The organism is Streptomyces bikiniensis, from assembly GCF_000716625.1.
Lineage (GTDB): Bacteria > Actinomycetota > Actinomycetes > Streptomycetales > Streptomycetaceae > Streptomyces > Streptomyces bikiniensis.
This window is the reverse complement of record NZ_JNXJ01000051.1, coordinates 14,411-40,654: the sequence shown is the minus strand read 5'-3', so window position 1 is coordinate 40,654 and position 26,244 is coordinate 14,411. Positions and strand designations below refer to the sequence as shown.

General features: G+C 70.4%; 21 protein-coding genes. 9 read left to right on the top strand and 12 right to left on the bottom strand.

Going from position 1 to position 26,244, the window contains the following annotated elements; all coding sequences use genetic code 11:
• Positions 1-104: 104 nt before the first annotated feature.
• On the bottom strand, positions 105-911 hold the full coding sequence (locus OO47_RS29125) for a transposase family protein (RefSeq protein ID WP_078490018.1): 807 nt from the start codon (positions 909-911) through the stop codon (positions 105-107).
• A gap of 201 nt (positions 912-1,112) precedes the next feature.
• On the opposite strand from OO47_RS29125, the gene OO47_RS35635 reads away from it, so the two are divergent.
• The 3 genes from OO47_RS35635 (at position 1,113) to OO47_RS29110 (ending at position 3,842) form a co-directional block, all read left to right on the top strand.
• Positions 1,113-1,902, top strand: a protein-coding gene (locus tag OO47_RS35635) for an IS5 family transposase (protein WP_167345363.1) whose coding sequence is annotated in 2 segments (ribosomal slippage) — positions 1,113-1,429 and positions 1,428-1,902 — 792 coding nt in all. Because the reading frame shifts where the segments join, the coding sequence is not laid out codon by codon here.
• A gap of 900 nt (positions 1,903-2,802) precedes the next feature.
• The gene (locus OO47_RS29115; protein WP_033210665.1) at positions 2,803-3,180 is read left to right on the top strand and encodes a hypothetical protein; all 378 of its coding nucleotides are present in this window, start codon (positions 2,803-2,805) and stop codon (positions 3,178-3,180) included.
• Positions 3,177-3,842 (top strand): restriction endonuclease, encoded by a 666-nt coding sequence (locus OO47_RS29110; protein WP_106969497.1) that lies wholly within the window; start codon positions 3,177-3,179, stop codon positions 3,840-3,842. The genes OO47_RS29115 and OO47_RS29110 overlap by 4 nt, the downstream gene beginning before the upstream one ends.
• A 925-nt stretch (positions 3,843-4,767) precedes the next feature.
• Here OO47_RS29110 and OO47_RS37440 read toward each other — a convergent pair.
• The 3 genes from OO47_RS37440 to OO47_RS29100 all read right to left on the bottom strand — a co-directional run bounded on the left by OO47_RS37440 (position 4,768) and on the right by OO47_RS29100 (position 6,809).
• A complete protein-coding gene (locus tag OO47_RS37440) occupies positions 4,768-4,944 on the bottom strand; it encodes a hypothetical protein (protein ID WP_167345362.1) in 177 nt (58 codons plus the stop codon).
• A gap of 835 nt (positions 4,945-5,779) precedes the next feature.
• Positions 5,780-5,983 (bottom strand): hypothetical protein, encoded by a 204-nt coding sequence (locus OO47_RS29105; protein WP_030221644.1) that lies wholly within the window; start codon positions 5,981-5,983, stop codon positions 5,780-5,782.
• Between the two features lie 229 nt (positions 5,984-6,212).
• Entirely contained in the window at positions 6,213-6,809 is a 597-nt protein-coding gene (locus OO47_RS29100) for a TetR family transcriptional regulator (RefSeq protein WP_030221641.1), read from the bottom strand.
• A 71-nt stretch (positions 6,810-6,880) separates the two neighbouring features.
• On the opposite strand from OO47_RS29100, the gene OO47_RS29095 reads away from it, so the two are divergent.
• A complete protein-coding gene (locus OO47_RS29095; protein ID WP_030221638.1) occupies positions 6,881-7,396 on the top strand; it encodes a GNAT family N-acetyltransferase in 516 nt (171 codons plus the stop codon).
• A gap of 176 nt (positions 7,397-7,572) precedes the next feature.
• On the opposite strand, the gene OO47_RS29090 is transcribed toward OO47_RS29095, so the two are convergent.
• The 6 genes from OO47_RS29090 to OO47_RS29060 form a co-directional block, all read right to left on the bottom strand.
• The gene (locus tag OO47_RS29090; protein ID WP_030221634.1) at positions 7,573-8,175 is read right to left on the bottom strand and encodes a hypothetical protein; all 603 of its coding nucleotides are present in this window, start codon (positions 8,173-8,175) and stop codon (positions 7,573-7,575) included.
• Positions 8,175-9,974, bottom strand: coding sequence for a hypothetical protein (locus tag OO47_RS38215; protein WP_030221631.1), 1,800 nt, complete (start codon positions 9,972-9,974; stop codon positions 8,175-8,177). The genes OO47_RS29090 and OO47_RS38215 overlap by 1 nt, the downstream gene beginning before the upstream one ends.
• A 284-nt stretch (positions 9,975-10,258) precedes the next feature.
• Entirely contained in the window at positions 10,259-10,453 is a 195-nt protein-coding gene (locus OO47_RS29075) for a hypothetical protein (protein ID WP_030221628.1), read from the bottom strand.
• Between the two features lie 171 nt (positions 10,454-10,624).
• On the bottom strand, positions 10,625-12,328 hold the full coding sequence (locus OO47_RS29070) for a CocE/NonD family hydrolase (protein WP_030221624.1): 1,704 nt from the start codon (positions 12,326-12,328) through the stop codon (positions 10,625-10,627).
• 205 nt (positions 12,329-12,533) lie between these two features.
• Positions 12,534-13,067, bottom strand: a complete 534-nt coding sequence (locus tag OO47_RS34220; RefSeq protein ID WP_051716349.1) for an SRPBCC family protein — start codon at positions 13,065-13,067, stop codon at positions 12,534-12,536.
• Complete coding sequence (locus tag OO47_RS29060) at positions 13,064-14,083, bottom strand: sterol desaturase family protein (RefSeq protein WP_063831947.1); 1,020 nt, start codon at positions 14,081-14,083, stop codon at positions 13,064-13,066. The genes OO47_RS34220 and OO47_RS29060 overlap by 4 nt, the downstream gene beginning before the upstream one ends.
• 78 nt (positions 14,084-14,161) lie before the next feature.
• Between OO47_RS29060 and OO47_RS29055 the strand changes: the two genes are divergently transcribed.
• The 5 genes from OO47_RS29055 to OO47_RS33650 all read left to right on the top strand — a co-directional run bounded on the left by OO47_RS29055 (position 14,162) and on the right by OO47_RS33650 (position 19,277).
• Positions 14,162-14,824 carry a TetR/AcrR family transcriptional regulator gene (locus OO47_RS29055; RefSeq protein WP_199812356.1) on the top strand — a complete coding sequence of 221 codons (663 nt, stop codon included), beginning with the start codon at positions 14,162-14,164 and terminating at the stop codon, positions 14,822-14,824.
• A gap of 246 nt (positions 14,825-15,070) precedes the next feature.
• Positions 15,071-17,176, top strand: a complete 2,106-nt coding sequence (locus OO47_RS29050) for a hypothetical protein (protein ID WP_158708716.1) — start codon at positions 15,071-15,073, stop codon at positions 17,174-17,176.
• A gap of 247 nt (positions 17,177-17,423) precedes the next feature.
• Positions 17,424-18,614, top strand: a complete 1,191-nt coding sequence (locus OO47_RS29045; protein ID WP_051716348.1) for a low temperature requirement protein A — start codon at positions 17,424-17,426, stop codon at positions 18,612-18,614.
• A 112-nt stretch (positions 18,615-18,726) separates the two neighbouring features.
• Entirely contained in the window at positions 18,727-18,858 is a 132-nt protein-coding gene (locus OO47_RS38525) for a hypothetical protein (RefSeq protein ID WP_267883725.1), read from the top strand.
• A complete protein-coding gene (locus OO47_RS33650) occupies positions 18,858-19,277 on the top strand; it encodes a hypothetical protein (protein ID WP_051716347.1) in 420 nt (139 codons plus the stop codon). Before OO47_RS38525 ends, OO47_RS33650 begins: the two co-directional genes overlap by 1 nt.
• A gap of 85 nt (positions 19,278-19,362) precedes the next feature.
• On the opposite strand, the gene OO47_RS29035 is transcribed toward OO47_RS33650, so the two are convergent.
• Entirely contained in the window at positions 19,363-19,716 is a 354-nt protein-coding gene (locus OO47_RS29035; RefSeq protein WP_051716346.1) for a hypothetical protein, read from the bottom strand.
• A gap of 235 nt (positions 19,717-19,951) precedes the next feature.
• Positions 19,952-26,038 carry a DNRLRE domain-containing protein gene (locus OO47_RS29030; RefSeq protein ID WP_234323332.1) on the bottom strand — a complete coding sequence of 2,029 codons (6,087 nt, stop codon included), beginning with the start codon at positions 26,036-26,038 and terminating at the stop codon, positions 19,952-19,954.
• Between the last annotated feature and the right edge of the window lie 206 nt (positions 26,039-26,244).

The following is a 26,244-nucleotide window of genomic DNA, read 5'->3' as shown; positions in this document are numbered from 1 at the left end:
CCGCTGGGCCGTGATCGGCATCATGGTCCACCGACTCACCCGCGGCCGACCGGCAACCCGACCAAGCCCCCGACCCCTCACACACGTCAATCATTGAGCCTCTTTCATCCTGAATAGTTGCAGGTCATCAGGGTGTGGATGGCTTGGACGATGGTGCTGATGCGGCGGGTGGAGCATCGGGCCCGGCGGAGGATCCGCCAGGATTTGAGCTGTGCGAAGGCGCGTTCGCCGGGAGCTCTGAGTCGGGCGTGGTCGCGGTTGAACTGCTGGTAGTGATCGGGCTGTTCGCGGTGGTTTTTGTACGAGGTGCGGACGGTGGCGCCGGCGCCCTGGTAGGCGCGGTCCGCCAGGACAAGGATCTGCCGCGTCAGACAGGCCTGCACGATCCCGTGGGCCCGGGCTGCGGCCAGATCATGGGTGCGGCCCGGTGTCGCACGCGAGAACCACAGAGGTGTGCCGTCAGGATGGGCGATGACCTGCACGTTCATGCCGTGCCGGCGGTGCTTCATCGAGTAATACGGCTCGTCCGCACGGATGCGGTCGATGGGGATCAGCGTGCCGTCAACGATGACGTAGTCGCCTTCACCAAGGCCGGTGAGCGCTTCGTGGAGGCCGGGAGCCCAGCCGGCCAGGACGTCCAGAGTCTCGTCGACGTACCACCAGGCGGTGGCCTGCGATATCCCGAAACTGGCTCCGAGCTGGGAGAACGTCTCGTTCTTCCGCAGATGGACCAGCGTGAGCAGAGCCTGTTTGAAGCATCCGAGCTTGCGCCAGCGGGTGTTGCGGGCTTGGCGATGCTCGTGGAGCAGCCGGGCAACGTGCTCGACCAGCTCGTGCGGGACGTCGAGCATGGCAGGATACGGAACCACCAGGGCCCCTTCGGTCGCCAGCGTGTTGAGTGAGATCACCACGCCAACGACGAGGGGCCCTGCCTCGTCACCACACCTGCTGACCAGCCCATTTCACCCTCCAGCACAGGATGAAAGAGGCTCACTGATCGTTTCAGAATGAGGTTCGTAGAGCTCGTAACACGATCTTGTTGAACGTCCGTGGTCGGCCGTGACCGGTGTGATGATTCGGCCGTTCGGGATGGTGCGAGTACCCGGCCGTGGATCGTGGACGATGACCTGTGGGCGCTGATCGAGCCGCTGCTGCCGCCCTGGCCCGAGAAGGCTCCCGGCCCCCGGCCGGTGCCGGACCGGATGCGCCTGCAGGGCATCCTGTACGTGCTGCACAACGACGTAGCCTGGCAACTGCTGCCCCTGGAACTGGGGTTCGGCTCCGGGCAGACCTGCTGGCAGCGCCTGGGGCGGTGGCAGAAGGCCGGGGTCTTCGACCGGCTGCACCGGGTCCTGCTCGCCGAAATAGACGCGGCCGGCGAGTTGGACTGGTCCAGAGCGTGCGTCGACGGCTCCCACGTCCGCGCGAAAAAGGGGAGCTGACACCGGTCCGTCGCCGGTCGACCGGCTGAAGACGGGCAGCAAGCACCACCTGATCTGCGACGGACGCGGCACCCCGCTGACGGTCATCACCGCCGCCGCCAACGTCAACGACGTCACCCAGACCCTCGCCCTGATCGACGGCATCCCTCCCGTCGCCGGCCGCCCAGGGCGGCCCCGCCGACGCCCTCAGTCCCTCCTCGGCGACAAGGGCTACGACTCCCACCCCAACCGGCGCGAACTCCGCAAGCGCCGGATCCTCCCGGTCATCTCCCGCAGAGGCGCCCAGAACATCGAGGGCCTGGGCAAGCTCCGCTATGTTGTCGAGCAGACCTTCGCCCTGCTCCACCAGTTCAAACGCCTCGCCGTCCGCTGGGAACGCCGCACCGAACTCCACGACACCTTCGTCTCCCTCGCCTGCAGTCTCATCTGCTGGAGAAGACTCAAGAAGGCTCGATCATGATCGCGTTACGAGCTCTTAGGGCAACTCCTGGAGCAACTCTGCAGCCCCCTTTCGGTGCACCCCTCGGCCCGGGTCCGGGCTCGTGAGCGGGGGCTTGGCATGGTTGTCAGTGGTGGGTCTTACCGTGAGAGATGCGGCTCAGAGCCGTCATCGCGTACCTCTTCGACTGATCGAAGGACGGTCCCCATGGCTCATCACGTTCTAGGTCACTACCGCAAGGACGGCTCCTACGTCCGGCCCCATACGCGACGGTCCCGTCCGGCGTCGGGCCGTATCCCCTCCCCTCGCAGAGCACCGGAGGCGCAGGCCCTGCCGGAGACCGTCCGCACCATCAGGGTGCGGGGGCACTACCGGGCGGACGGCTCCTACGTACGGGCGCACCACCGGCAGATCGGGGCCCCGGCCGCCGCGGCGGCCGGCGGAGGCGGGCTGCTGTTGCTCTTGCTGATCCTGGCGGCGCTCGGCAGCGGAGGCGGCGGTGCGACGCAGGCGCCGACTCCACCGGCTCCGGCCAGCGTGGCGCCCGGGTTACCCCGGTAGCCAGCAGCACAAGAACGAGGGGCCCGGCCATTGGCCGGGCCCCTCGCCTTATAAGCGGTTGCTCTTTCCCAGTTGTACGCCTGCGTGGGTGTGGCAGCAGTCCCGACGGTGTCGACAGACGCTGCAGCTCTGATGAACCACCACTCCAGCAGGTCGCCGGACTTGGCGGAGCCGGTTTCCGTGTTCTGCCCGGCCCCGCCATGCCGGGAGCAGAAGCGCAGCTCCTCCTGCTCGGGGGCCTGGCCGGGGCACTCCAAGATCACGAGGAGTGGCTTGTGTGTGACCCCCTGTCAGTGCCGGGCCCTATATTGATCGGTCGCGTGGGAGGCGCGCGACCGATCAGGGGAGGGGGCTTCGGCCTTGCCGTTTATCAGGGGATACACCAAGCAGGACGGAACACCGGTGCGGGCGCACTGGAGAGCGCCGGCCGGAACGCACAAGCAGACCGTGCTGGCCATCGGGATCGTGGCAGCCGTGTTCGTCTTCGGCAGCTCCGGCACGACGACAGGCAGCACACCGGGCGGCGGGGAACGGTTACCGGCGCCGTGGTCCTCGTCTGGCGTGACGTATCCGATCAAATGGCCGGGCCGGGAGAAGCCCGCGCCCCGTAAGGCTCCGGTGCCGACGCCGACCGTGTCGTATCCGATCCGGTGGCCCGGGTGGAAGCAGACCGCACCGCGTCCGGTGCCGACGGTGTCCTACCCGATCAAGTGGGACCGCAGCGGAGGCGAGCGGTGAGACGGCGACGCTCCAGGAAGGCCGACGGCAGCGAGCAGCTCCTGCTGGCCCTCGGTGCTCTGATCATCGCGGGATCTGTGATCGCGGCGATCGTGGACTTCGTACGCGCGCACCCCTGGATCCCCGTCGTCCTGGTGCTCGGCGTCGGCGGGGCGGTGGCCCTCTGGGTGGTCGGCAGGCAGCGGGCCGCGCGGTGGGAGCGGGTGCGCCTGCAGGGACTGCGGTATGCGCTGGCGCAGCTGGACGCGCTGCACCACCGGCAGTTCGAGCACGCGGTACGGGATCTGATGCAGCGCGACGGGTGCGTGGACGCGGTGCAGGTCGGCGGTGCCGGGGACAACGGCGCGGACGTGAAGGCCACCGACCCCTACGGGCGGCGCTGGGTGATCCAGTGCAAGCACAGGAAGAACGGCCTGTCCGGAGCAGCCGTGGGCAGCCCGGACCTGCAGGTACTCAACGGCACCGGCCGCCCCGTACACGGAGGCGACATCGTCGTCCTCGTCACCAACGGCAGATTCTCCAAACCCGCCCTCGACTTCGCCCACTCCCAACGGCTGCACCTGGTCGACCGCACCCTGCTCGGCACCTGGGCCGGCGGCTCCAAGCCCCTGTGGGAACTGCTGCGGGCCGTACCACCACCCCGCCGGCCGCTGTCCGGCTGACCGCCCGGGCCCCATCCCGAGGAGTCCCGGAACCCTGTCGGTTCCGGGACTCCTTACGGCATGCGGAGAAAGCCGCACTCGTACAGAGTCGGGGACCGGGCCCGCATACGACTTCTACAGCTCACGGGCAAGCTCAGTGAGGGGCGGTGCTTGCGGGGACGGGGGAGGGCGGCGGGGCCGAGGCTCCATGTCGTGATGAAGAGGAGGTAGGTGTCCGTCCGGAGCACGCGGCCAGGCCAGAGGGCACGGCCCAGCGCGGTGGGTCAAAGGGGCTGGCCCCGACCGGGCACGCGAGACGCCTGACCGGCCGGCCACCCTGCTGTCCGTACGATGATCGTGTGACTTCCTGCCGTGACCTCGGAAAAGGCCCGCAGGCCCAGGGCCACGAGGTCGACCTCCTCGCCACTCTGTCCAACGTCCACCTACCCGACTTCGACGAGCTACGCGCCCGAGGCGTCCTCGGCACCCAGCCCGCGAGCAAGCCCGCCGAACGACGCGCGCTCGGAACCGGCAGGCAGGCCCAGCACCATCAAGAGGAAGCCCGGACCTGGCACACGAAGAAACAGCTACCAGTTACCGGTTGCCGACCTGGCAGCAAACGCCCGCGCCATCCTGAGCAGCCCGGACCGGCACTCCCCCGACCTGTAACCGGCAACCACCCGCGCCGACCAGACAATGCCAGCGAGTCCGTGCCCCCTTTGACCAGCGGGTAGTCAAAGGGGGCCCGCCTCCAACTGCAAAGTGGTCAAGGGGGTGCGCGCCTTCGATTCCGAGCGGGCCAGCCGCCGCCGGGCGGAGCTGTCACATAAGGCGCAGTCACATGCGGCGCCGGGCGGAGGTTTCGGGGTATCGGCCGAGGTCAGCCCGTGTGACCAACAGGTCGTGTGACTCCGTGTGTGACTGGCGGCGGGGCCGGTTCGACGGGTCACCGAAGCGCCACGACGAGGGCGACGAGAGCGACGAAGACGGCGGCCCAGGCGGCGCAGGCACCCAGTGGCTCGGCCAGGCGTGGGTGGCGGTCAGTCAGGTAACCGATGGTGCCGAGGAACAGGACGCCGGTGACGACCAGGAGCAGGACGACGAGCAGGGCGAGCGTGGACACGGTGGTTTTTTCGGGCGCTTGGGGGCGCTCCGGGTGAGCGCTGAGGGCAACAGTCCGGCGTGGCGGGCGGTGGATCGAGTTCTCGCGAGAATCCGCCTGTCCGCCCTGCGGGCCCTGGAACGGAGGGGGTTCGCGAACGCTTGACGGGCACCGTGAGCACGGTCCGCCGAGTTGGTGAGGACACCTTGCGACGCCGCACACCAAGGCCTGCAACTCCTGATCACGATGGGTATGACGAAGGCCGCATTCAATACCTGACCTGGGACTTTCCCGGGCGGTCGGCATATTGAATGCGGCCTGAGGTACTGCTAAGAGCCCAGCCAGACGGCCTTGCTCCTTTAGTTGTTTGGGGGGTAGCAGCCGTTTATTACTCGAAGTGACCCACGTCATGCAGCGAGGGCGAGACCAGGGCGCGGGCGGGTTGCCTTTCAAGTTGCCCCCAGGTTCCCGCACCGGGTGCCTGCGCAAGGCTGTGAACCGCATGTCAAGGGGTGCGAGGAGGAGGCCGGCGCCGCCGACCACTTCCTCACAGGACCCACTTGGAGCTCTACAGGAAGTCCGACCCGAAGATCCGTCGACTTGGACGGGGCCGGACACGGCAGCAAGGGGCGCCGGGACGCATGGCGCGGGCGTGCTCCTGGCCGTGCGCGGCAGAGAGCAGGGGAGGGTGGGGCGGCCCGGCGGTACTGCGTCCCAGAGCGCGTCTGGGCGCCGGACCTCACCCGCGCACGCCATATCGGCACGGGCTGAACGGGACCTTGTCCGCCCCCGGTGCCCTCTGACAGGTGATCTCGACTGGTTACCAGGTGAGTTTGACCGGTGGGAAGACCGCAGGTCAGGTGCAGACGCCCCGCCTGTACTCCTCGCGGCTCACCTGGAAGTCATCCGGCCGGTCGCGGCGGAGCTCCTCGTATCGGACCCCGAAGATGTCGATCGCTTCATGGAGCGTGCGGCCGGACGCGTCCATGATCGCCTTGAGTGCCAGGACGATCCGGTGGTCCAGGATGTGGCGGTCCACGCTCTCGGGTAGGTCTTCCATGGGCTGACCGTACCGACGGGCGGTTCGATCGCGCCGGTCGATGTCGCTTGGCAACCGGTCAGGATCGCTTGTCAGAGGACACCCGGGTGGCTCTGTCCACGAGATGCGACAGCAGTTGTTCACGACTTCGGGAGGCGCGGCCTCATGTCTTGTTCGATTCCCCCCGCGTCGAGCAGCAGTAGCCGGATCCACAAAGAGCAAATTCCCAGGCGACTTCCGTAGCCGGCGGTCAATCACCGGTGCCTTCAGCGCCGCGCAGAAGAGCCAGTTGCTGGTGGACGGCGCCGGTGACCCTGCTCTCGTCGCCGGTGGCCAGCAGGTCGAGCAGCGCGCCGCGCAGTACGGCCAGCGTCAGTGTGCGGCGCGCGACGATCTCCTCGGTGTCCCGCTCGGCCTGCGGCTGGCAGCCGGCGAGTACGTCGAGCCAGTCCTCCACGGTGCTCCTGGCGAACCCGGCCCAGGGGCCGTCGGGATCGACGAGGGAGCGGGCGTATGCCTCGGCCCACAGGCGCAGCAGCGGACGGTGTGCGTCAGCGGCGAGCCATGTCCACACCTCCTGCGCCGCGGTGGCGAGATCGACGGGCCGCTCGGGCCGACGGAGTCCCGCCATGAGTGCCAGCTCTTCCGTGCGGGCTCGTTCCAGCAACGCCCGCACGAGCCCGTCTTTGTTCCCGAACAGGAACATCAGCACGCGCGTGCTGGAGCCGATCGCTTCTGCGAGTGGGCGCAGCGACAGTCCGGCCAGACCGTGGCGAAGCACGTACTGGTAAGCGGCTTCGAGAAGCTCGGTCCGGCGTGCGGAAGGGTTTGCGGTTGTCGAGGACATGGGCCTAGCGTAGAGCCACTGACACAGTCGTTTCAGTAACTATTCGGATTCAATCATTACGGAGAGTGCGCATGCAGGACGGGGCCCGACAGGAGATCGCGGTTCGCCGCGCCGACCACCCAGGCGATCTGGGCTGGATAGTGATGGCCCACGGCGAGCTGTACGACCAGCAGTTCGGCTGGAACACGGAGTTCGAAGCCCTGGTGGCCCGAATCGTCGCCGACTACGCGACGGGACACGCTCCAGCGGCGCAGGCGGCCTGGATCGCCGAGGTCGACGGCGACCGGGCGGGCTGCGTCATGCTTACGGCCGGGGACCAGCCGGGAACAGCCAAGCTGCGCGTCCTCCTCGTCAGCCCGAACGCCCGCGGCCTCGGCGTGGGCAGTCACCTGGCCGAAGAAGCCCTCGCTTTCGCCCGCGCGGCCGGCTACCGGCGTGTGACGCTGTGGACCACCGACAACCTCGCGTCCGCGCGCAGGATCTACCAGCACTGCGGGTTCATCCTCACCGACGAGAGGCCTCACCGGGCATTCGGTCACGACCTCGTCGGCCAGACCTGGAGTCTCGTCCTCAACCCGATGGGATGAGGACGAACAGGCTTCGAGCCCCTGGCGCCGAAGGCTGCCCCGATTTCGGTACCCGTCCGCTCCCTGCACCGTTCGATTCCTCATGTCTCCCGAAGTCATGAACAGCTGCTGTCGTAACTCGTGAACAAAGCCACCCTGGAGGCTGCAACGCCAGCGGGGAGGGACGGGTTGTGTGGTCAGGCGTTGATGCCGACTGAGGATACGTAGGCGTAGGCGTTGTAGTCGGAGTCGAGGTCCGAGAGGACGTCGTCCCAGATCTCGTCCACGCCGTTCTGGTCCTTGTCGGCCCATGCCTTGACGAGGTCGTCCCAGACGTAGCGGACGGTGACGGTGCGCTGGGAGAGGTCGCGGCGGAACTCGGGGGCCACGCCGTGCTGGTCGACGGGGTAGATCTCCATCCGCCGGCCCTGGCCGTCGTTGTCGAGGTGGCGGGTGAGCCAGCCGGAGCGGATCAGGTTTTCGCGGCGGCGGTGCCAGTAGGCGGAGTCCAGCTTCTCGCGGCTCGCGGGGGTGAGGGCGATCTTGCCTTTGTCCTTCATCCATGCGCGGATCGTGCGGGGGCTCACGCCCTGCTCGCGCAGTGCTTCGCGGCCGGCTTTGCTGTCGAGGTAGCGCAGGCGGGCGGCGAGGCCGCGGCGGGAGGTGACCGGGGAGGAGATGCCCGAGGAGTAGACGATCCGGTTCAGCTCCAGGACGAGGGCTTCGCCGCCCTTCATTCCGCGGGTGTCGTGCTTCTCGAACTGGCCCCAGCGCGACCACAGATCGGGTGATCCGGCCATCAGCGTTTGCCTCCGAGGATGTAGGTGTCCTTCTCCTTGACCTCGTTCAGGTCACGGCCTTCCGGGAAGACCGAACGCCAGTCGCCCGCGACGTGGAGTTCGTCGGTACCGGAGATGGCGACGACCTCAAGGCCGGCCTGGTGTGCTCTGTAGGCCTTCAGCCACAGGTTGGCGAATGCCTTGGCACGGATGATGTGCATCCAGTCCGGTCGGCGCAGTTCGCGGTTCGCGGCGGATTCTCCGATGGTGGACACGAATTTAGAATACATGGCCTTGATGTAAGCGATGGTCAGTTCGTCGTTTTCCGCGAGGGCGGTCCGGCGGGTTTCCGCTAGGGCCCGGCGGAGCTTTTCCAGCAGGGATTCCGTGGCCCCGGAGACGAGGGAGCGGTGGATGACCGGAGGGTCTGCCAGGCCCTTGCGGGCGCAGTCGAGGAGCAGGCGCAGCGTGGACTCGCCGACCCACAGCTCCCCCGGCTCCATGCGGTTGCCGAGCGGGTTGGGGAGGTCGGTGTGGTCCCAGGCGGCCGGGGTGATCAGGTGGACGCCGGCCTTCTTCGGGTCGTGGACGCCGCTAGTGTCCTCCACGAGCTTCCCGATCGGCAGCCACGCCTTGAACGCCGACAGGTAGGCGGCGTTCATGTCGAGTGCGGTCACCTGGACCTGTGCACCGTTCCTGGCAGCCGCAAGCAGGTTCGCGTTACGCCACTTCGGACGCCCCTCCCAAATATCGTCCGAGCCCTTCTGTGATTTCTTGCTGAGAATGTCGTGGGTCGGCGGGAATTCGGAATGCTCGTACCGGCCGCCCACCCGGGAAAGCTTGAGCAGTGCCATCACGTCGGGAATCGCGAGCTTGATCAGCGCCGCCTCGGCCGCCGCCAGATCCCCGCCAGCCTCCTGAAGGACGTCGTGGACCCGTCCGGTGATCTGGTCCACGAGGGTGCTCGAGGCGTACCCGGGTGCGCCCTTACGCCGCAGGGCCGCCGGCGCGGCGGGTGCCGGGGCGGCCGGGGCGAGGGGCACGGGAGCGGACCCGACCGAATTCGACTCGGCAGGACCGGGGGCCACACCGGCCAGCGCGGGCGCGACGGCGGGAACGGACGGGACTGCGGCATGCGCAGGCCCGGCGACCGGCGGCGGGGCCGGAGCCACAGGGGGCAGGGCTGGAGTTACCGGAGGAGTCGGGGGCGAGCCCTGCGGCGACGCTGGGACGGCGATCGCGGGTGCTGCGGGCGTACTCGCGGCGGCGACGGCCGCCGCGCAGTCCTCGGCCGCCAAGTGCTGCGGGAAGCCGTCCACTTCGTCCGTGGCAGGCTGCCCGCACAGCACACACGGCGGCCCCGAAGACACGACCGGGGCGGCCAGGGGCACGGGGGCGGAGACGGGGCGGGGGGCCGGATGACAGGCAGCGCGGGCGGTCTGGGCAGCCGGGCCGGACGGGTCGCAGTCCGCGGACTCCTGCACGGCGGGCTCCTCCAGGACCGGAGCGAGCGCCGGACCCGGAGCGCCGACCCGGGCGGAAAACAGCGAACCGCCCGCCGCCGCCTGGAGACTGGGCAGCACGCCATGCAGAACACCGACCGCATGAGTGGGCCCGGCCAGCACATCCAGAGCATGCAGACGATAGTGCGCGGCCAACAAGTCGACATCATCCAGCGACCAATGCTGACGGCCGGACTGTTTGCGCGACACCTGCGCCTGGGACTGGCCGATCCCGGCAGCCAGATCGCCCTGCCGCTCACCACTCCGCGACATCAACGCCGCGACCGTGAGCCGCAGCACCTCTTCCGAACTCATCATGAATACCACCCCAGTATTAACAATACTGATTCCGCATAAGAAATGCGAAGAGACCCGCACACAGGCGAAGCCGTAGGGCGGGTCCGGAGATCGTTTTCCGGCCGGAGTCTGCGCGGCGAGACAAGCCGGGTGCCGTGGCGCGGCCGGGAACAGGTGTGGTCCGGGCCGCCTGCTCCACCCTTCTGCGCCGAAACCCCGCCCGCGGCAACGGACGGGGCGACGGGGTGCCGGCTACGGATGCCGGCGGGGGCGGGCGGCAGGCCTGCCTTCGGGGAGAACGTGGTTCAGGGGGTGGTGCGGTCGAGGATGTCCGTCAGGTCGTCGGCGGCCGCGGACAGCAGTGCCAACTGGCGCGGGTCGGTATCCGCCTCGCGTCCGGCGGCAAAGGCGAGCAGCGGGACGGCGCGCTGGAGCGCGGCGCGCGGGTCGGCGATCTGCTGGTCGCGGATGTCGGCGGCGGGGGTGGGCGGGGCGTTCATGGGTGGCTCTCCTTGGCGGTCGGTCAGGTGATGCGGGCGATCAGGTATACCCAGCGGCTTCAGGAGTTCGCCGAACAGCACAGCGAGCGCTTGGAGAAAATTGCCGCGCTGCTACGGGCCGGGGCAGCGCGCTCGCCGTGCGGAGCGTTTTCGGGAGAGGTCCGGGCGGTCCTATGTCGTCGCGGGGATGACGGGCAGCAGGAGGTGGGCGGGCCGGTCTGGTCCCCAGTGCAGGGTGCAGTGTCCCCGGGTGCGGGTTCGGTAGGAGGCGGGGAACTGTCCGGTCAGCGGGTTGCGCGGGGACAGCCATCGGCCGGCGACCACCAGCCGGAGCTGTTCTCCGGCACGGAAGAGAGTGGAGGAGGCGCCGAGTGCGATGTCGACGGGGACGACCTTCCCCGCCGGGACGGGTTCGCGCGCCAGGCAGGCCGGCACGGGTTCGAAGGGGCGCGATCGGTCGGTGTCGAGTGTCCGCAGGGCGAGGTTCTGCCATCCGGTGGCGACGCGGTCGCGGCCGTATCCGTAGGAGCCTTCGAAGGGGACGAACCTGCCTGCGCTCCATTTCTCGACGCCCACGACGAGGTCCATGTCGTCGGCGTCGTGCAGTTCGACGTACAGGCGTAGCGCCATGGGTCCGGTGAGTTCGGTGTCTTCTGTGACCGTCCAGCCGAACCGGGCCCCTGCCCGGCGGATGTCGAAGGAGAGCCCTCCCGGAGCGGTCGGCGGGTCGGCAGCAAGACCCCGGACCGTGAGGTACGCGGGGGTCCACCGGGTGCGTTCCAGTGGCCAGGTCTCCTCGTCCCGTACCTCCACGACGTGGTCGGCGCGGTCGCGGACCTCCAGCCGGACCCGGGGCAGTGGTGGCACGTCCCGTCCCTTGAGGTGGCGCTCGAAGAAGCGCAGTTGGGCCGCGCGGGCCTCCTGGTCGTAGAAGACGGCCCACTTGCCGCCGCGGTGGGTGTACAGGTGCCGCTCCGCGGAGCCGATCCGCTCGAATCCGGCGAACGAACCGCGGCTGTGGAGGTTGTTGTCGGAGAAACTGCCGCAGACCAGTGCGGGCACTTCGATCGCGGACAGGTCGGGGTCCAGAGACCGGTACCAGTCGTCGATCACCGGTCGGCGGGCGCTCTCCCGCCGGAAGGAGTAGGCCTGCCGGACCTTCTTCAGGCCGAGGTCCCAGAGTCTGAGGAAGCCGTTCTCCTCCACGCCGCCGGGGCGTGCCAGTCCTCGGTAGGCGTTGGTGAACCCTTCCCACGGTGCGATCGCCTTCAGCGAGGGCGGCCGGGTGGACGCCGCCCGCCACTGCGTGAGCGCCAGGTAGGAGACCCCGAGCATGCCGACGGCCCCGCTGCTCCACGGCTGCGCACCGGCCCACTCGATCAGGTCGTGGACGTCCTCGCCCTCCTGGGCCGACAGCAGTGCTCCGACGCCGTCCGACGTGCCCGCTCCCCGCAGGTCGCAGTTCACCACCGCGTAGCCCTGCCCGACCCACCACACCGGGTCGGGTCCCTCCCAGGTCGTGAGCGAGGAGAAGACCAAGGGTCCGGTCTGGCGCATGATCCGGTAGCGGAACGACAGCCTGGGGCGGCCCGAGGCGGTGAACTCGGGCAGGTCGTCCTTCCCGTACGGGTGGGCGAAGAGGATCACCGGTACGGGAGTGTCGCCCGGCGGCCGGTAGACATTGACGCGCAGGACGGTGCCGTCCCGGGTGACGACCGGGCAGTCGTTCTCGACATGCACCTTCCCCGGTTCCGGACGGTAGACCGAGATGTCAGGACGCAGCATCCCCGAAAGCCGCGTGAAGGCGTACCCGACTCGCCCCGGCCTGCTCCACGGCTTGTCGTAGCGGGCTTCGTCCTCGTGACCACTGCTCATCGGACCGGCTCCCGTGCCCCGAGTCGACAATGCGGCACCCATGAAAACCATGGCAAGGCTCGGGTACGTCGGCAACTCGAAGGCGCTGGGCACGGGAGTGCGGCGTTCGGCTCCAGCAGGGGCGCAGGTACGCGGCCGGCGAGTGGGCGAGTTCCGGAGCCGGTCGGATGATGGTGGACCCGGCCGGATCCGCCGTAGCGGGCTCCTATCGTCCTGACGCGGCCTCCACGGCCTGCTTCAGCCGACGTAGTGTCGTGACCATGCCGAAGCGGTTGGTGCGGACTCGGGCCGCTGGTGACGTGCCCGCCGCGGCCCGGCCGAGGAGGTCTGCGACGCGACCCCGGCCGCCCCGGCGCAGGTCGTGCCAATACTGGGTGATGTGTGTGGATCCGGAACCTGCGGTGGTGCCGCCGTCGTCCGCGGGGCGGAGCAGGAACCCCCAAGAGGCCAGGGGAAGTCCGGCGATCGAGACGCGGAAGACGAACTCCTCGGGGGCGACGGAGCGGGTCACGCGGCAGAAGGTGAACCAGCGGCGGTGGCCGTTGCGGTTGAATCCGAGGAAGACGGGGCCGGGGTTCCCACGCGCGAAGAGGATCCGGACACCGACGCACTCAGGGCTCCACTCGGGCATCCTGCGTACATCGCTGAGTACGGCGAACACCTCCTCGGGTGGTGCCGCGATGACGACAGACTCGTGCAGTTCCCGTGTTCGGGCGTGTATGCGGCCTTGACCGTTCATGAGGTGATCCTTCCTGGTGACCGTCCTGTCGTGTTCCGTTCGGAGTGCTGTTCGACGTCTCGTGTCCGTAGCGACGGCCTCGCAGGTGCACGGGTGGCGGGGGTCTGATCAGGACAGCAGCCGACGGACCCCGTTCCCTGTGGTTCCGTGGTGGTCCGGTCTACGAGGGGAGCCTCCGCCCCTTCTGCCGGCAGGGGTTGCCAGCCGGGCCTGCCCAGCAGATGGTGCGCCCGGTCCCGCCACCGCGTGGCGCGTGCCAGGTCGCGTCCGATGGCGGCGTACTCGTGCGAGACGATGCGCAGGGGGTTGTGGGTGTCGATGTTCTTGGTGAGCCCGTAGCGGGGGCGTTCGGTCTCCTCGGCCCAGGTGCCGAACATCCGGTCCCAGATCATCAGGATGCCGCCGAAGTTCCGGTCGAGGTAGCCGCCTTGGGAGGCGTGGTGGACCCGGTGGCTGAAGGGTGTGTTGATGGTGCGCTCGATGATGCGGGGGAGCCTGCCGATGCGGTCGGTGTGGAGCCAGAACTGGGTCAGCATGTTGATCGCGCCGCACAGCAGGATCGCCCAGGGCGGGACGCCGGCCAGGGCCAGCGGGATGTAGAAGATCTGCGAGGTGAGGCCGGTCCAGGGCTGGCGGACCGAGGTGGAGAAGTTGTACCTGCGGCTGGAGTGGTGCACCACGTGGCTCGCCCACAGCACGCGCACCAGGTGGTGTTCACGGTGCATCCAGTAGTAGCAGAAGTCCTGGGCCAGCAGGATCAGCGGGAAGGTCACCCAGGTGACCTCGACCCGCAGCGGGGTGAGTTCGTACAGGGCGACGAAGACGGCGACCGCGACCGTCTTGTAGAGGATGTCGACGACGGCGGCGCCCGCGCCCACGGCGAAGCTGGCGGCGGTGTCGCGCACCCCGTAGCCACTGGCGTTCTCGTCCGGGTGGAGCCGGTAGTAGATCATCTCGACGGCGACCAGGAGCACGAAGAGGGGTGCGGACAGGGCCAGCAGGGACGTGTTCTCCATCGGAACCTCCTATCGGAGCGATTCGCTCCGACAGGAGTATCGGAGCGGATTGCTCCGACAGGCAATACCTTGGACGCCATGAAGAACCCAGAAACCGCGGGCATCCGGGCGGGCAGCCGGTTCGGACGCCAGGCCGAGGCCGAACGCAACGACGTCCGGGTGCTGTACGCGGCTCGCGCCGTCTTCGCGGAACAGGGCGCCGACGCCCCCGTGTCCGCCATCGCCGCCCGGGCGGGCGTGGGCATCGGCACCCTCTACCGCCGCTACGGCAGCAAGGAGCAGCTCCTCCAGCGCCTGTGCTCCATCGGCATCGCCCGGACGATCGCCGAACTGGGCGCCGCGCTGAAGGCCGAGGGCACCGGCTGGGAGGTGCTCGCGGACTACATGACCGCGGCGGTCGACGCACGGGCGGGCGCCTTCGCCGCCCTGGCCGGAACGTTCAGTCTCCCGGAGGAGGTCACGGCCGCCAACGAACAGGCCAAGGCGCTGGCGGAACGGGTGCTGCGCCGGGGCCATGACGACGGGACCGTCCGCGAGGACGTCACGACGCTCGACATCACGCACGTCATCGAGATGTTCAGCCGGTATCCCCGCCGCACCGAGGAGGACGACCACGCGCGCCGCAGGATGCTGGCCCTGACCCTCGACGGCCTGCGCGCTCCTCACACCGGGCTGCCGGGACCACGCCCCGACTGGGCCGACTACCACCGCACCTGGGACGGACCGGACGGACCCTCCTGACGGGATTCGCCGCCTCTTCATCACGTGCACCTCGCACCTACCGTTGACGGCCCGTCACTTCCCTGCTCAGAATGCGCAGACGTTAGAGAGCGTTAACTCGCCTTTTCCCGGTCTCCGGCCGAAAGGAACAGTGGCTTGCTCACGTCCGCCCGCCCCCCGCACCGGCGCTCCCACCGAACTCGGCGCGCTGTGCGCGCCGGAGGATCCCTGGTCACTGCCGCGGCCTTCGTCGCTCTGCTCGCTCCCGTGGCGGACGCCGTAACCGCCCGAGCCACGACCCCCACCACTCCAGCAGCCGCAGTCACCCCCGCCGCACCTCCGGCCCGCACCACCGAGATCACGCTGGATTCATGGATGGAGCAGCTGCGCGGTTCCGTCGGCGACCGTCCGTTCAACCGCATCGTCATGCCCGGCAGCCACGACTCCGGATCGTGGAGCATCACCAAGAACAGCGGCACGTGCCCGTACGGTGAGAGCGCCGACGTCGCCCGCAAGTGGCCCGCCCTCGCCGCCAGCATGTCCCGCACCCAGAGCGGCTCGCTCACCCGTCAGCTCGAAGCGGGAGCACGCTACTTCGATCTTCGGCTGTGCAAGGTCGACGGTGCCTGGTACACGTACCACGGCGGACCGCGAGGGGGGCTCTTCTTCGACCGGACCGCACCGGACGGCACGGTCACGCGCGGCGAGGCCGGTGAGATAGCCGCCTGGGTCGCCCGCCATCCGCGCGAACTCGTCACCGTCAAGCTCATCACCGCCGCACCCCCCGAGACCGCGCGCGCCGACAACCAGGAGGCCCTGACCCTCCTGGCCGACGCCCTGGGCGGTGGTGCGGGCCACCCCGCGCTGGCCGACGACACGCTGACGCCGACCTCGACCTACGACCAGTTCATGGCGGCCGGCAAGCACGCCGTCCTCATCGACGCGCGCGGGGACTCCGGCTACCGCTGGACCTGGCGGCAGTCCGCCCTCTCCTACCGGGGAAGCTACGTCGAGGTCGACAAGGACTGGCAGGACATCCTCGAAGAGGTCTTCCTGCCCGGCACCCGCCAGCGCAACTACGACGCGGTCAAGCGCCGCGGCGACGAGGTCCTCGGCCGGGCCCCGGGGGCCGATGCCGACAGGCTCTTCGTCCTGCAGAGCATCATCGACCCCACCCGCTCCATACCGGACGCGGCGGTCGTCCAAGCGCTCGGCGCCCTGCGGCTCCTCTCCCCCGCCGCCGACAACCACCTGCTGACCCTGTCGCGGGAGCTCAACGGCCAGCTGCTCGGAAAGCTGCGCCAGGACTGGAACCACTCCGACGTCGCCGAGAACATGAACATCGTCATGACCGACGACGTCAACCAGAACGGTGACGGAGCCGGTGCCGGAGAACTCCAGCGGGAGATCGTCTCCAGGAACCTCCCGGTCAAGACCACCCCGAACACCTACTACCACACCGGTCTGTCGTCCAGTGGCGCCTGGGCGCCCGCGACCGCGCTCGGCGGAGCGGGCGACTCCTTCCGCTTCTCCGGCGGCCGGCAGTCCATCGCCCCCACGCCCGACGGAGACCTTCAGGTCCTGGGCATCGGCCTGGACGGCAACGTCTGGCACACCGTCCGGTACCGCGACGGCTCCTGGCAGCGGTGGAACGTCCTGCCGGCCGCCGACAACAAGACCCCCGGCTTCAAGGCCACGGACGTCTCGATCACCGCGATGCCCGGTGGTGACACCCAGCTCGTCGCGGTCGGCCGTGACGGCCTGGCCCACCACAACATCCGCCACGCCGACGGAGGGTGGCAGGGCTGGGCCGCCATGCCCGGGCCCGACAACGGACTCGTCCGGGCGAGCCGGGCCGCGGCGAGCGGCATGCCCGACGGCTCCACCCGCGTGGTCGCCTTCGGCGCCGACGGGGCGATGCGCCTGACCACCCGCGCGGCGGACGGCTCCTGGAAACCGTGGACCAAGGTCCCGGGCGTCGGCGCACCCGAGTTCGCAGGCCACGACCTGGCGATCACCGCGGCGGGCCGGGAGGCCCAGATCGTCGCCGTCGGTCTCGACGGCAACATCTGGCACAACGTCGTACGTGCCGACGGCGGCCTCCAGGGCTGGCGCACCCCGCCAGGCGACGGCACACCGGCGATGGCAGCCCGAGCCGCCGCCGTCGCGGGCACGGCGAGCGGAGAGAGCCGGATTCTCGCGATCGGCGCCGACGGCAACGTCTACCACTCCCTGCGCCGCGCGAACGGGACCTGGGAGCCCTTCCGGCCCGTGCCGGTCGGCCCCGGCGGGCGGCCGGCGTTCCCTGCCGGCACGATCAGCGCCGCCCTGCACTCCGACGGATCGGCACAGACTCTGATCAGCGCCCGCTGATGCACCGGCCATCTCACTGAGCGGGGTGCGGTTCACGGAACCGCCGGTTCCTGGTCCGGCCCGGAACAAGCGTCGCGGGCCGGCCTGTCGCGGGCCGGGGCGTTCCAGGACCCGGCCCCTGTCAGGGTGGCATCCGGGACGGCCGGGGTGAAGTCGAGGCGCCTTCCGGCCGATGTTCGCGAGTATGAGTTCCGAGAACGTACCCGTCCCGCCCGCGGGCCCCATCAGGCCCGGCGCGGGGACTTCCATGGAGTCCGCGCGACACGCCTCCTGGCTGGAGCTGTTCTTCGACCTGGTCGCGGTGGCGGGTGTGGCCCAGCTGGCGCACCTGCTGCACGACGCGCCCCCGGCCGGTGACCTCGCCCTGTACTGCGTGCTGTACCTGGCCTTCTGGACGGCGTGGATGTGCTTCACGACGTACGGGAACGTCGCGGCCGGCACGGTCCACACCAGGACCGTCCTCATGGGCATGTTCGGGCTCGCCGTGATGGCGGCGGCGGTGCCGGAGGTGCGCGGGGAACACGCTCGGACCTTCGCCCTCGCCTACGTGCTGGTACGGGTCGTCGCCTCGCGGGTGTGGCGGGGGCGCGGTGAGGTCCTGGCGGACTGGCCGGCGGCCCAGCTGACCGTCGGCGTCCTGCCCTGGCTGGTGTCGCTACGGGTCGAGGGGACCGGCCGCTACTGGCTCTGGGCGGCCGGGCTCGCCGTCGACCTCGGCCTCACGTTCGCGGTTTCACGCAACCGGATGCTGGCCCACGCCCGGAAGGAATGGGGGGAGCACCGCGAAGAGCAGAAGCGGCGGGACGGGACAGCACCGGTGGCGGCGCGCTTCGATCCGCGCCATCTGGACGAACGCCTGGGGCTCTTCACCCTGATCGTCCTGGGCGAGGGCGTCGCCCAGGGAGTCGAGGCGGCGTCAGAGGCGGAGTGGGACCGGCGCCTGGCCGTGCTCGCCGTCGGCTCGTTCCTGCTGCTGCTCGTTCTGTGGTCGCTGTCGGTGCGTCGCTCCTGCGGGGTGCCGCTCCTGGGCTCCGGGGTGCCGGCACCGCGATTCGCCCTGCCGCTGCACTGCGTGGCGACGGGGTCCCTGGCGGCGCTCGCGGCTTCGCTCGGCGGGGCCATGAAACACGCCGAGGGCCCACTGCCGCCGGGGACCCACCGCCTGTTGTGCGGCAGCGTCGCCGTGTTCCTCGCGGTGGGCCTGATCGCCGGGGCAGCGGCCGGGCGGGGAAGACTCTGGGTGGCGGCCGTGGGAGGACCCATGGTGGTGGTACCGGTGTTGCTGGCCGTCTTCGCCGACGGCTGGTACCCGGAGGGGCTGGTGCTCGCGCTGTTCGCGGTGGCGTGCTGGCCGCTGGCGTACGACAACCGCATCAGACGGCGAACGGCACCATCCCGACGCGGCGAGGAAGGGCGTTCCGGTAAAGAAGACCGATAGGAAGTGGGGGCAGGACCCTGGCATGGCCGACGGGGTCCGGGCGCCACGAGCGGGTCCCGGTGACGCGAGCGGCCGGCGCCCACTTCCGCCGAGGCGGGGGGGCAAGGGGCGGATGCGACAGAGCCTGCACGACGGCGAGAAGCCGCCCAGCGACCGCGTCATCGACCAGCACCGCGAGATGTTCGGCCGGGACTACCGCCTGGAGACCGAGGGACCGCACCCGGTCGAAGAGGAGCGCGCGTGATGTCCCGGGCGAAGGACACCACCACGGACGAGCACGCCCGGGCCGGCGACCCGGCGGTCGGGGAGGACGTGGTCGAGGAACGCCTGGCCGAGGAGAAGGCGGCGAAGGAGAAGCCGGCCGCGCTGGAGGGCACGGAGACCTCCGGCCACGGCTTCGTGCCCGCCCTGCTCTCTCCGCGCAACGCCGTCCTCGTCCACGCGCGTTCGGAAGAGCGCTACGATTTCGCCCTTCTGCGCCACACCCTCGGCCGCCCGGCTGGCCGTGATGGCCAGGGCGGTTCGGGCGGCGGAGGCCGCGGCGCCCACTCACCCTCATCCCGGGGTCGAGAGCGCGACCGCCGACCTGACCCTCGGTTCCGTGGCGGCCGTCGCCGATCGGGCGCGGGACGCATCCGCCGCAGCATGGACGGAGAGGGCTGAGAGGGCCGGGCTGGCTGTCAGGACGCAGGGCGCGCGTCCCCGCGGCGTTCGGCCGGCGCGTCTGCCCGAGGGTCGGCCGGGGTGGTCAGCGGTGGGCGCGGCGCAGGGTTCGGGTCAGGCGGACCGCGCCGTACACCAGAAGGACGTTGACGGCCGCGCCGGCGGTGACGAGGGCGGCGGAGGCGAAGGGATTGCCGGTGGCGTCCGGGTCCGGGTCGGTCTCCGTGTCGAGGAGCGCGAGCGGGTACAGGAGCCCGACGGTGACCAGGACCGAGCCGGGGAAGGTCGACAGGTGCAGGAGGTCGAGGAAGCCGTCGGGCCGGGCTCCGGTGAAGGCGCGGACGAGTCCGGCGACCGCGACGAGGCCGGTGTAACCGATCGCGAGGACGCATCCGGTGCGGCGCTTGCGGCCGGTGGATGGGGTGGGGCCGGAGTTCATGGGTCCTCCTCGCGGGTGCCGGATGCACGGTGGGCCCGCGCCCCGTGTTCAGGACGCGGACCCACCGGCCATCATTATTGAACATGTTCAATCGATATGTCGACCCGGGGGCTCACCCGCGGGCCTCACCCGCGGGGCGATCCCCGCGCGTCTCGCCCGTGGACGAGCCGCGCGGGGATCTGCCCCGCGGAGTCGGCCCGGGTGCCCCGTGGGGGCTTCTCCGGGCCGGTCCGGGTCAGAACCTGTCGCGGACGACCTTCCGCAGGTTGCCGCCCAGCTTGTCCCAGTACTTCTTCGCCATCGCCTCGTTGAAACTCCGGCCGAGGACTGCCGCGCCACCGCCGAGGTGACCGCGGATCTCCAGTTTCATCCGGCCCTTCTTCTTGTAGAGGTCGAAGCCGACCCAGCCGCCGGGCCAGTCGGGGTGCCCGAAGCGGGCGCCGAGCTGGAGGTAGCTCTTGCCGATGCTGTTGACGTTCACGGGGAAGTACCACGAGTAGCTGAGCACGACGGGCCGGAGGGTGAAGTCCTGTCCTTCCCGGGTGATCTTGTTCGGGCGGCCGGGGATCGGGAAGACGTCCTTGAAGTGGCTCTTCCAGTAATTGAAGACGGACTTGTCCGACGCGCCGGTCTTGCCCAGGTCGTAGTAGCGGTAATAGTCGGCAAGGCCGCTGGTGTCGCTGCAGCCGACCGGGTCGCCGCCGCAGTAGACGTAGGCGTTCTTGCCGCCCGCGTATTTCGGGTCGGCCTGGAGGAAGCGGCCGGTGGCGGGGTCGTAGACGCGTGCGCCGGTCAGGACCCGGCCGCTGAGGGTCTCGCTGGAGACCTGGGTGGAGCCGAGCCAGCCGTAGCCGGCCGCGCGGGTGTCCTCGGTCGGGAGCCCGTACTCGTCGTAGTGCTGGACCGACGTGCCGGCGGGGGTGGTCAGGTCGAGCTGGACCGCGATGTCCCCGTGCAGGTTGGCCAGCTGGAGCACGACGCCGCCGCCGGGGCCGGTGATCGCGCCGAGTCCGCCGGCGAGGTCGTTGACGAAACGGGTGACCGTGCCGTCGGAGTGCGCCGCCCAGTCGGGGTTCGAGGAGTCGTCGCCGAAGTGCTGGGTGACGGTTCCGACGGCGTTCCACACGCCGTCCTGCCCCTGGGTCCAGGTCGTGGCCACGGCGGGCCGGCTCGCGGCGTCGAGGTCCCAGACGCGGCGCTGCGTGCCGACGGTCTCCGACCGCAGCAGGTCACCGGTGAAGTACTCCAGCGTGGCGGTGCCGTCGGTGGTGGCACGGCCGAAGGCGTCGTACGTCCGGCCGGAGCCGGTCAGCCGGTCCGCGCTGTCGTACGTGTACGACTCGGTGGTGACGGCCGCGTCCGCGGTGGCCGCGTCGCAGTCGTCCCGGGTCGTGGACTTCGACGTCCGGTTGCTGTTGGCGTCGAAGCCGTAGGCGCGGGCCGCGCACCCTGCCGCGGAGGTGTCGGTGGCGCCGGTCAGCCGTCCGGCCGCGTCGTAGACGAGGTCGGTGGAGACGCCGGTGCCGTCGGTCTGGCTGTGGCCGGCCATGCGGCCGTTGACGCGGTGCTCGGCGATGTCGGCGAGGACGGTGGTGCCGGCGGCGTCGGTGTACTCGCGGGCCGTCGTCCGGTCGGCCGGGTCGGTGGTCACCTTCAGCCGGTAGCCGCCCGGCATCGCCTGGGTGACCAGCCGGCCGTCGGCGTCGTAGCCGGCCGTGAAGGTGCCCGCTGCGGAGTCGGTGAGCGTGGCCAGCCGGCCTGCGGCGTCGTATCCGTAGGTGGTGCCGGCCCCGGTGGAGTCGGCCGACTTCACCGGCCGGTCCAGCAGGTCGTACTCGGTGGTGGCGGTATTCCCCGCCCCGTCCTGGTACGAGACGAGACGGCCGAGGGTGTCGTACCGGTAGGAGATCGTTTTCCCGCCGGACGTCTGGCCCGTCGTCTTCCCGGTCTCCGGGTCGTAGGTGAACACGGTCTCCGGCACGGGCGTGCCCGGACCGCCGGTCGAGCTCGTCCGGGCGCGCCGGCCGGCGTCGTCGTAGACGACGGTGCTGGTCAGCGTGGCGCCGTTGGCGGTGCGGGTGGTGGTGGCCACGCCGCCCCAGCGGTTGTACGTGTACGCGGTGGTGGGCGCGTCGGCGGGCGTGCCGCCCGTGACCTTGCCCGCGGGCTCGGTCCGGCACAGCAGGCCGGCCCATTCCGGGCGTCCGGCGCACGCTCCGGTGCCGCCGGCGGTCCAGTACGTATAGGTCAGGGTGCCGGCGTCGGTGCCGTTCGAGGCGGGGAGACTGGTGGTGGCCAGCTTGCCGTCCGCGCGGTACGTGGAACGGGTGTTGCTCAGCTGGTTGCCATCGGCGTCCCGGGTGAGCAGGTCCTCGCCGGTGGTCCAGTTGTAGGTGGTGACCGTGGTCCGGGTGTCGGCGTCCTGGGGGTAGCCCTCGATCGAGGCGCCCGTGACCGAGGAGGTGGGCAGACCGGACACGGCGGCGTCGGCCGGACGGCCCTCGTCGTGCTTGTTGGCCATGTGCTCGCGGGCGGGGACGAGCGCGCCGGCCGGCAGGCCCGGGTTGGCGCCGGAGGCCGCGACCGGTCCCGCGAGGGAGACCAGGTGGAGGGGGCCGTAGGAGTGCAGCACCCGCTGGCCGTCGGTGGAGTACACCGTGGAGGCGGAGAGCCGCTCGGCCCGCTCGGCGGTGCTCAGGCCCGCGATGCCGAGGGCGGAGAGCCGGTCGGCCGCGTCCGGACCGGTGCCGAGGGCGAGGTCGCGGTTGGCGGCGGACAGCGAGGACACCTCGTTGCCGAAGGCGTCGTACTCGGTGGTGGTCAGACCGCCGCCGGGTGTGGCCGTGTTCGTCTCGCGCCCGTTGGCGTCGATGTAGGTGACCGAGGCGCGGCCGTAACCGCCTGCGGCGAGGTCGGCTCCGGTGGAGGAGGCCGGAACGGAGTCGGCGGGGAAGACGGCCGTCGCGTCGGTGGGGACCTCGTTCTGCGCCCAGGCGCCGACCGTGGCCCGGTCCATCGTGCGCGGCGCGGCTGCGCCGGTCAGCGGGACGTCGTAGACGACGGTGCTGGTCGCGGTGGACTCCGCGGTGCCGACCGTGCCCTGCTTCAGGGTCGGGCGGGTCACCTTGAGGAGCATGCCCTCACCGGTGGTGAGGGACGAACCGGCCTTGCCGTAGTGGAAGTTCCACGGCTGCTCGGTGCCCGGCATCATCCAGAAGACACGGCCGGCCGCGTCGTACGAGTACTGGACCTGCGTGGCCTGCGAGTAGTGCGGGTTCCACTGCTGGCGCAGCCGCCCGGACTTGTCGTAGCGGTAGCGGGAGAGGACTTCGTCCCGGGCGGAGGCGGCACCGGGGTCGGTGGCCCACAGCTTGATCTCCTTGACCTGGCCCGCGATGTCACCGAAGTCGGCGGCCGTCGACCAGCCGGTGGCCGTGGTGGCCGTCGCGTAGACGAACTCGACGACCCGGCAGCCCTTGGTGGACGGCGCGGCCTGGCAGGTCGCGGCCGGGACGGCCTCGGTGGGGGAGATGAGGTACCTCGGACGGACGACCGTCGCGGAGTTCTGGGTGACGGTCTCGGAGACGACGGCGACCGTCGAGTCGTCCACGGCGGCGGCGGAGGTCGCGAGCGTCCAGGTGGTGGCGCCCGTACCCGCCTTCGCGAAGACGGTGACCGTCGCGTCGGTGTCCTTCAGGGTGAAGGTGTCACCGGTGAGCGAGCCGGTCAGGGTCAGCGTGCCGGCCCCCGCCTCGGGTTCCCAGCCGCCGCCCGCCTTGGCGGTGAAGGCGGTGGAACCGCCGTCGGCGTCGAGGATCTCCACGGAGGTCGCCGACGTCTTCCGCAGCTGCGTGTAGCCGCTGCCAGAGGTCTCGGCGCTGACGGAGGAGACCCAACCGGGACCGAAGATGGCCGACTGCCCCTCCGAGTCGTCGGGGTTGGCGCGCGAGGAGGCGGCGCGGTTGACCGCCACGTCGAACGCCTGGACGTCCTTGGCGCTCAGCTTGTAGTCACCGGTCAGCAGGTTCACCGAACCGGGGCCGACCTGTGCGGTCGGCGCCTCGCCCGCGTTGCGGTCGACGACGACCTCGGCCTCGGGGGAGGCGTCGGTGGTGGTGCCTCCGCCGAACACCGCGCGGATGTCCACGGGGCCGTCGTTGGCCAGGGTGGCGGTGATGTTCCAGTACAGGGACGCCGGCTTCCCGCCGGTCACGGCGAGCGGCCAGGCGCCGACCGTGGCGCCGTCGAGGGAACGGCGCACGTCGGCGACGGGCACGTCCTTCCAGGCGTCGGCCTCGCCGTGCCGGTACTGGTAGCGCACGCCCGTGTAGGTGGTGCGGCCCTCGGACGCCAGCGTCACCCGGCGGGCCGGGCGGTCGCCCTCGGCCGGGGAGACCAGGGCCGCGCCCTTGCCTGCGGAGAAGGAGTACACGGTGTCGGCCGACACGTTGCCCGCCGCGTCACGGGTGTGCGCGGTCAGGGTGTGCGCGCCCGCCTTGAACACGAGGGACCTGGAGACCGCCGCGCCCGTGGTGGCGGCGGTGATCCAGGCTCCGGAGTCGAGCCGGTACTGGACGTCCTTCACGTCGGCGGCGGGCGGGGTGAAGCTGAAGGAGCCGGTGAAGTCGCCGTCGGCGTTCGGCGTGCCGGACCACTGCCCGGCCGGGAAGTCGGCCGAGGAAACGGCGGTGACGGCCGGCTTGGCGGTGTCGACCGTGAAGGTCTGCCAGGCGGACCAGGTGCCGTTCCAGCTGGTGCCGTCGTGGACCGCGGCGCGCCACTTGTAGCTGCCGGGCGCCAGCGCGGTCGCGGCCGTCCACGGCGCGTTGGCGCCGGAGGCGACGAAGGCCGACTTGCCCGTCTGCACGGCGGCGGTGCCGGTCGGGGTCCAGATCTCGTACGTGAGCTGGACGGTGTTGCCGTCGGCGTCGGTGGCCTTGCCCGTCAGAGTCGGCGTGGTGTCGTTGGTCGACGTGCCCGACAGCGGGGAGAGCGGCGTCGCGGCGCCCGGCTTGGTGTTGTACGTGACGGTGAGGGACGGCTCGTACGCGGCGTTGTGGGAGCCGTCGGTCTGGTTGGCCGAGTGGTAACGGCGCCAGGTCAGCACGTCGGTCTCGTCCACGGCGGCGAGCCGCACGCCGTGGTTCGGCTGCCCGTCGGCCCAGGCCTGGACGATGGCGTCGATGTCCCACGACACGTGACCGGCCGGGCAGCTCGTGCTGTAGCCCTTGGCGGCCTTGTTCACCACGGCGCCCGCGGTGGTGGTGGCCGGCTGGTTGGACCAGGAGATCGCCGAGGGGTCCCAGGCGCCGGTAATCCGGCGGACCTCGTTGCCCGAGTTCGTGGTGGTGCAGGTGGACGAGTAGGACGAGTACAGGCGCAGATCGGTGTCCGTGATCACCTTGCCCTTGTACTTGTCCGCGTTGAACTGCAGGAAGGAACGGGCCTTCTCGGCGCCGTTGTACGTACCCGCCTTGAGTTCGGTCGAGCCGCGCTGGGAGGTCAGGTAGTCGTCGTACTGGATCCAGGTGTCGGTGACCGGACCCATCAGCGAGTCGGTCGGGTCGATCGTCACCGGGTAGACGAGGTTCGGGTCCGCGAGGAACTTCGTGTCCGGCTTGAGGACCAGGACCTGGCCCTCGCCGTCCTTGCCCTTCTCGACCTGTACGTCGACGGCGGCGATGTGCCGGGCGTCGCCGGAGGCACGGTCATAGGAGGAGTCCCACATGACCGGGGCGGGGGCGGTGGCCTTCGCCTTGTTCCGGGCGTCGTCCCAGCGCAGCCGCTTGTCGGCGGTCTCCTTCAGGGTCAGGCCGCTCGCCTCGACCGGAATCCGGTATTCCACCGGGCCCTTGGGCTTCTCGTGGAGGACGACGGAGTGGGAGAAGCCCTCCTTGAGGGCGGTGACGACGAGGTCGCCGCCCTGGACGGCACCCTTGTACGTGGCGGTCGAGCCGCTCAGTTCGGGCGCGGGCAGCTCGCCCGCCCAGCCGATGCCGAGCGACTGCGTGCCGCGGGCCACCTCGACCAGGGGCTCGCCGGAGCCGCCGTCGGAAAGCGTCACGTCGGCCGCGGCCCGCTTGGGCCTGACGGCCGTGCCCGTGTCCACGAGCGAGGTGTCGATGGGCTGCCAGCGGCCGGCCGCGTCCTTGACCCGGATGGGACCGGTGTACGAGCGCACCGACGTGCTGCCGTCCGGCAGCGCGTACGAGCTGGTGGAGTCGGTGCGCTCGTCGAGGATCTCGATCTCGCGCTTCTGGAGCCGCGCCAACAGGTGCGCGGTGGAAGACTCCTGGGCCTCGGCGGCACCGAAGGCCGGCATGACGGCGGCGGGGGTGCTCTCGGGGACGGCGGCCGCTGAGCGGCCACGGCCGTCTGAGCCGCGAGAGCGGCGACGGCCAGGGCGGCGACGGCGCGGAGCCGTCCGCCCGAGCGCCGGTCCGACGGCGCCGAGGCGCCGCCGGACCGGGATATGGAGTGGTTCACGTGGTGCGCGATCCTCTATGCGAAGGGTGCTGACCTGGGAAA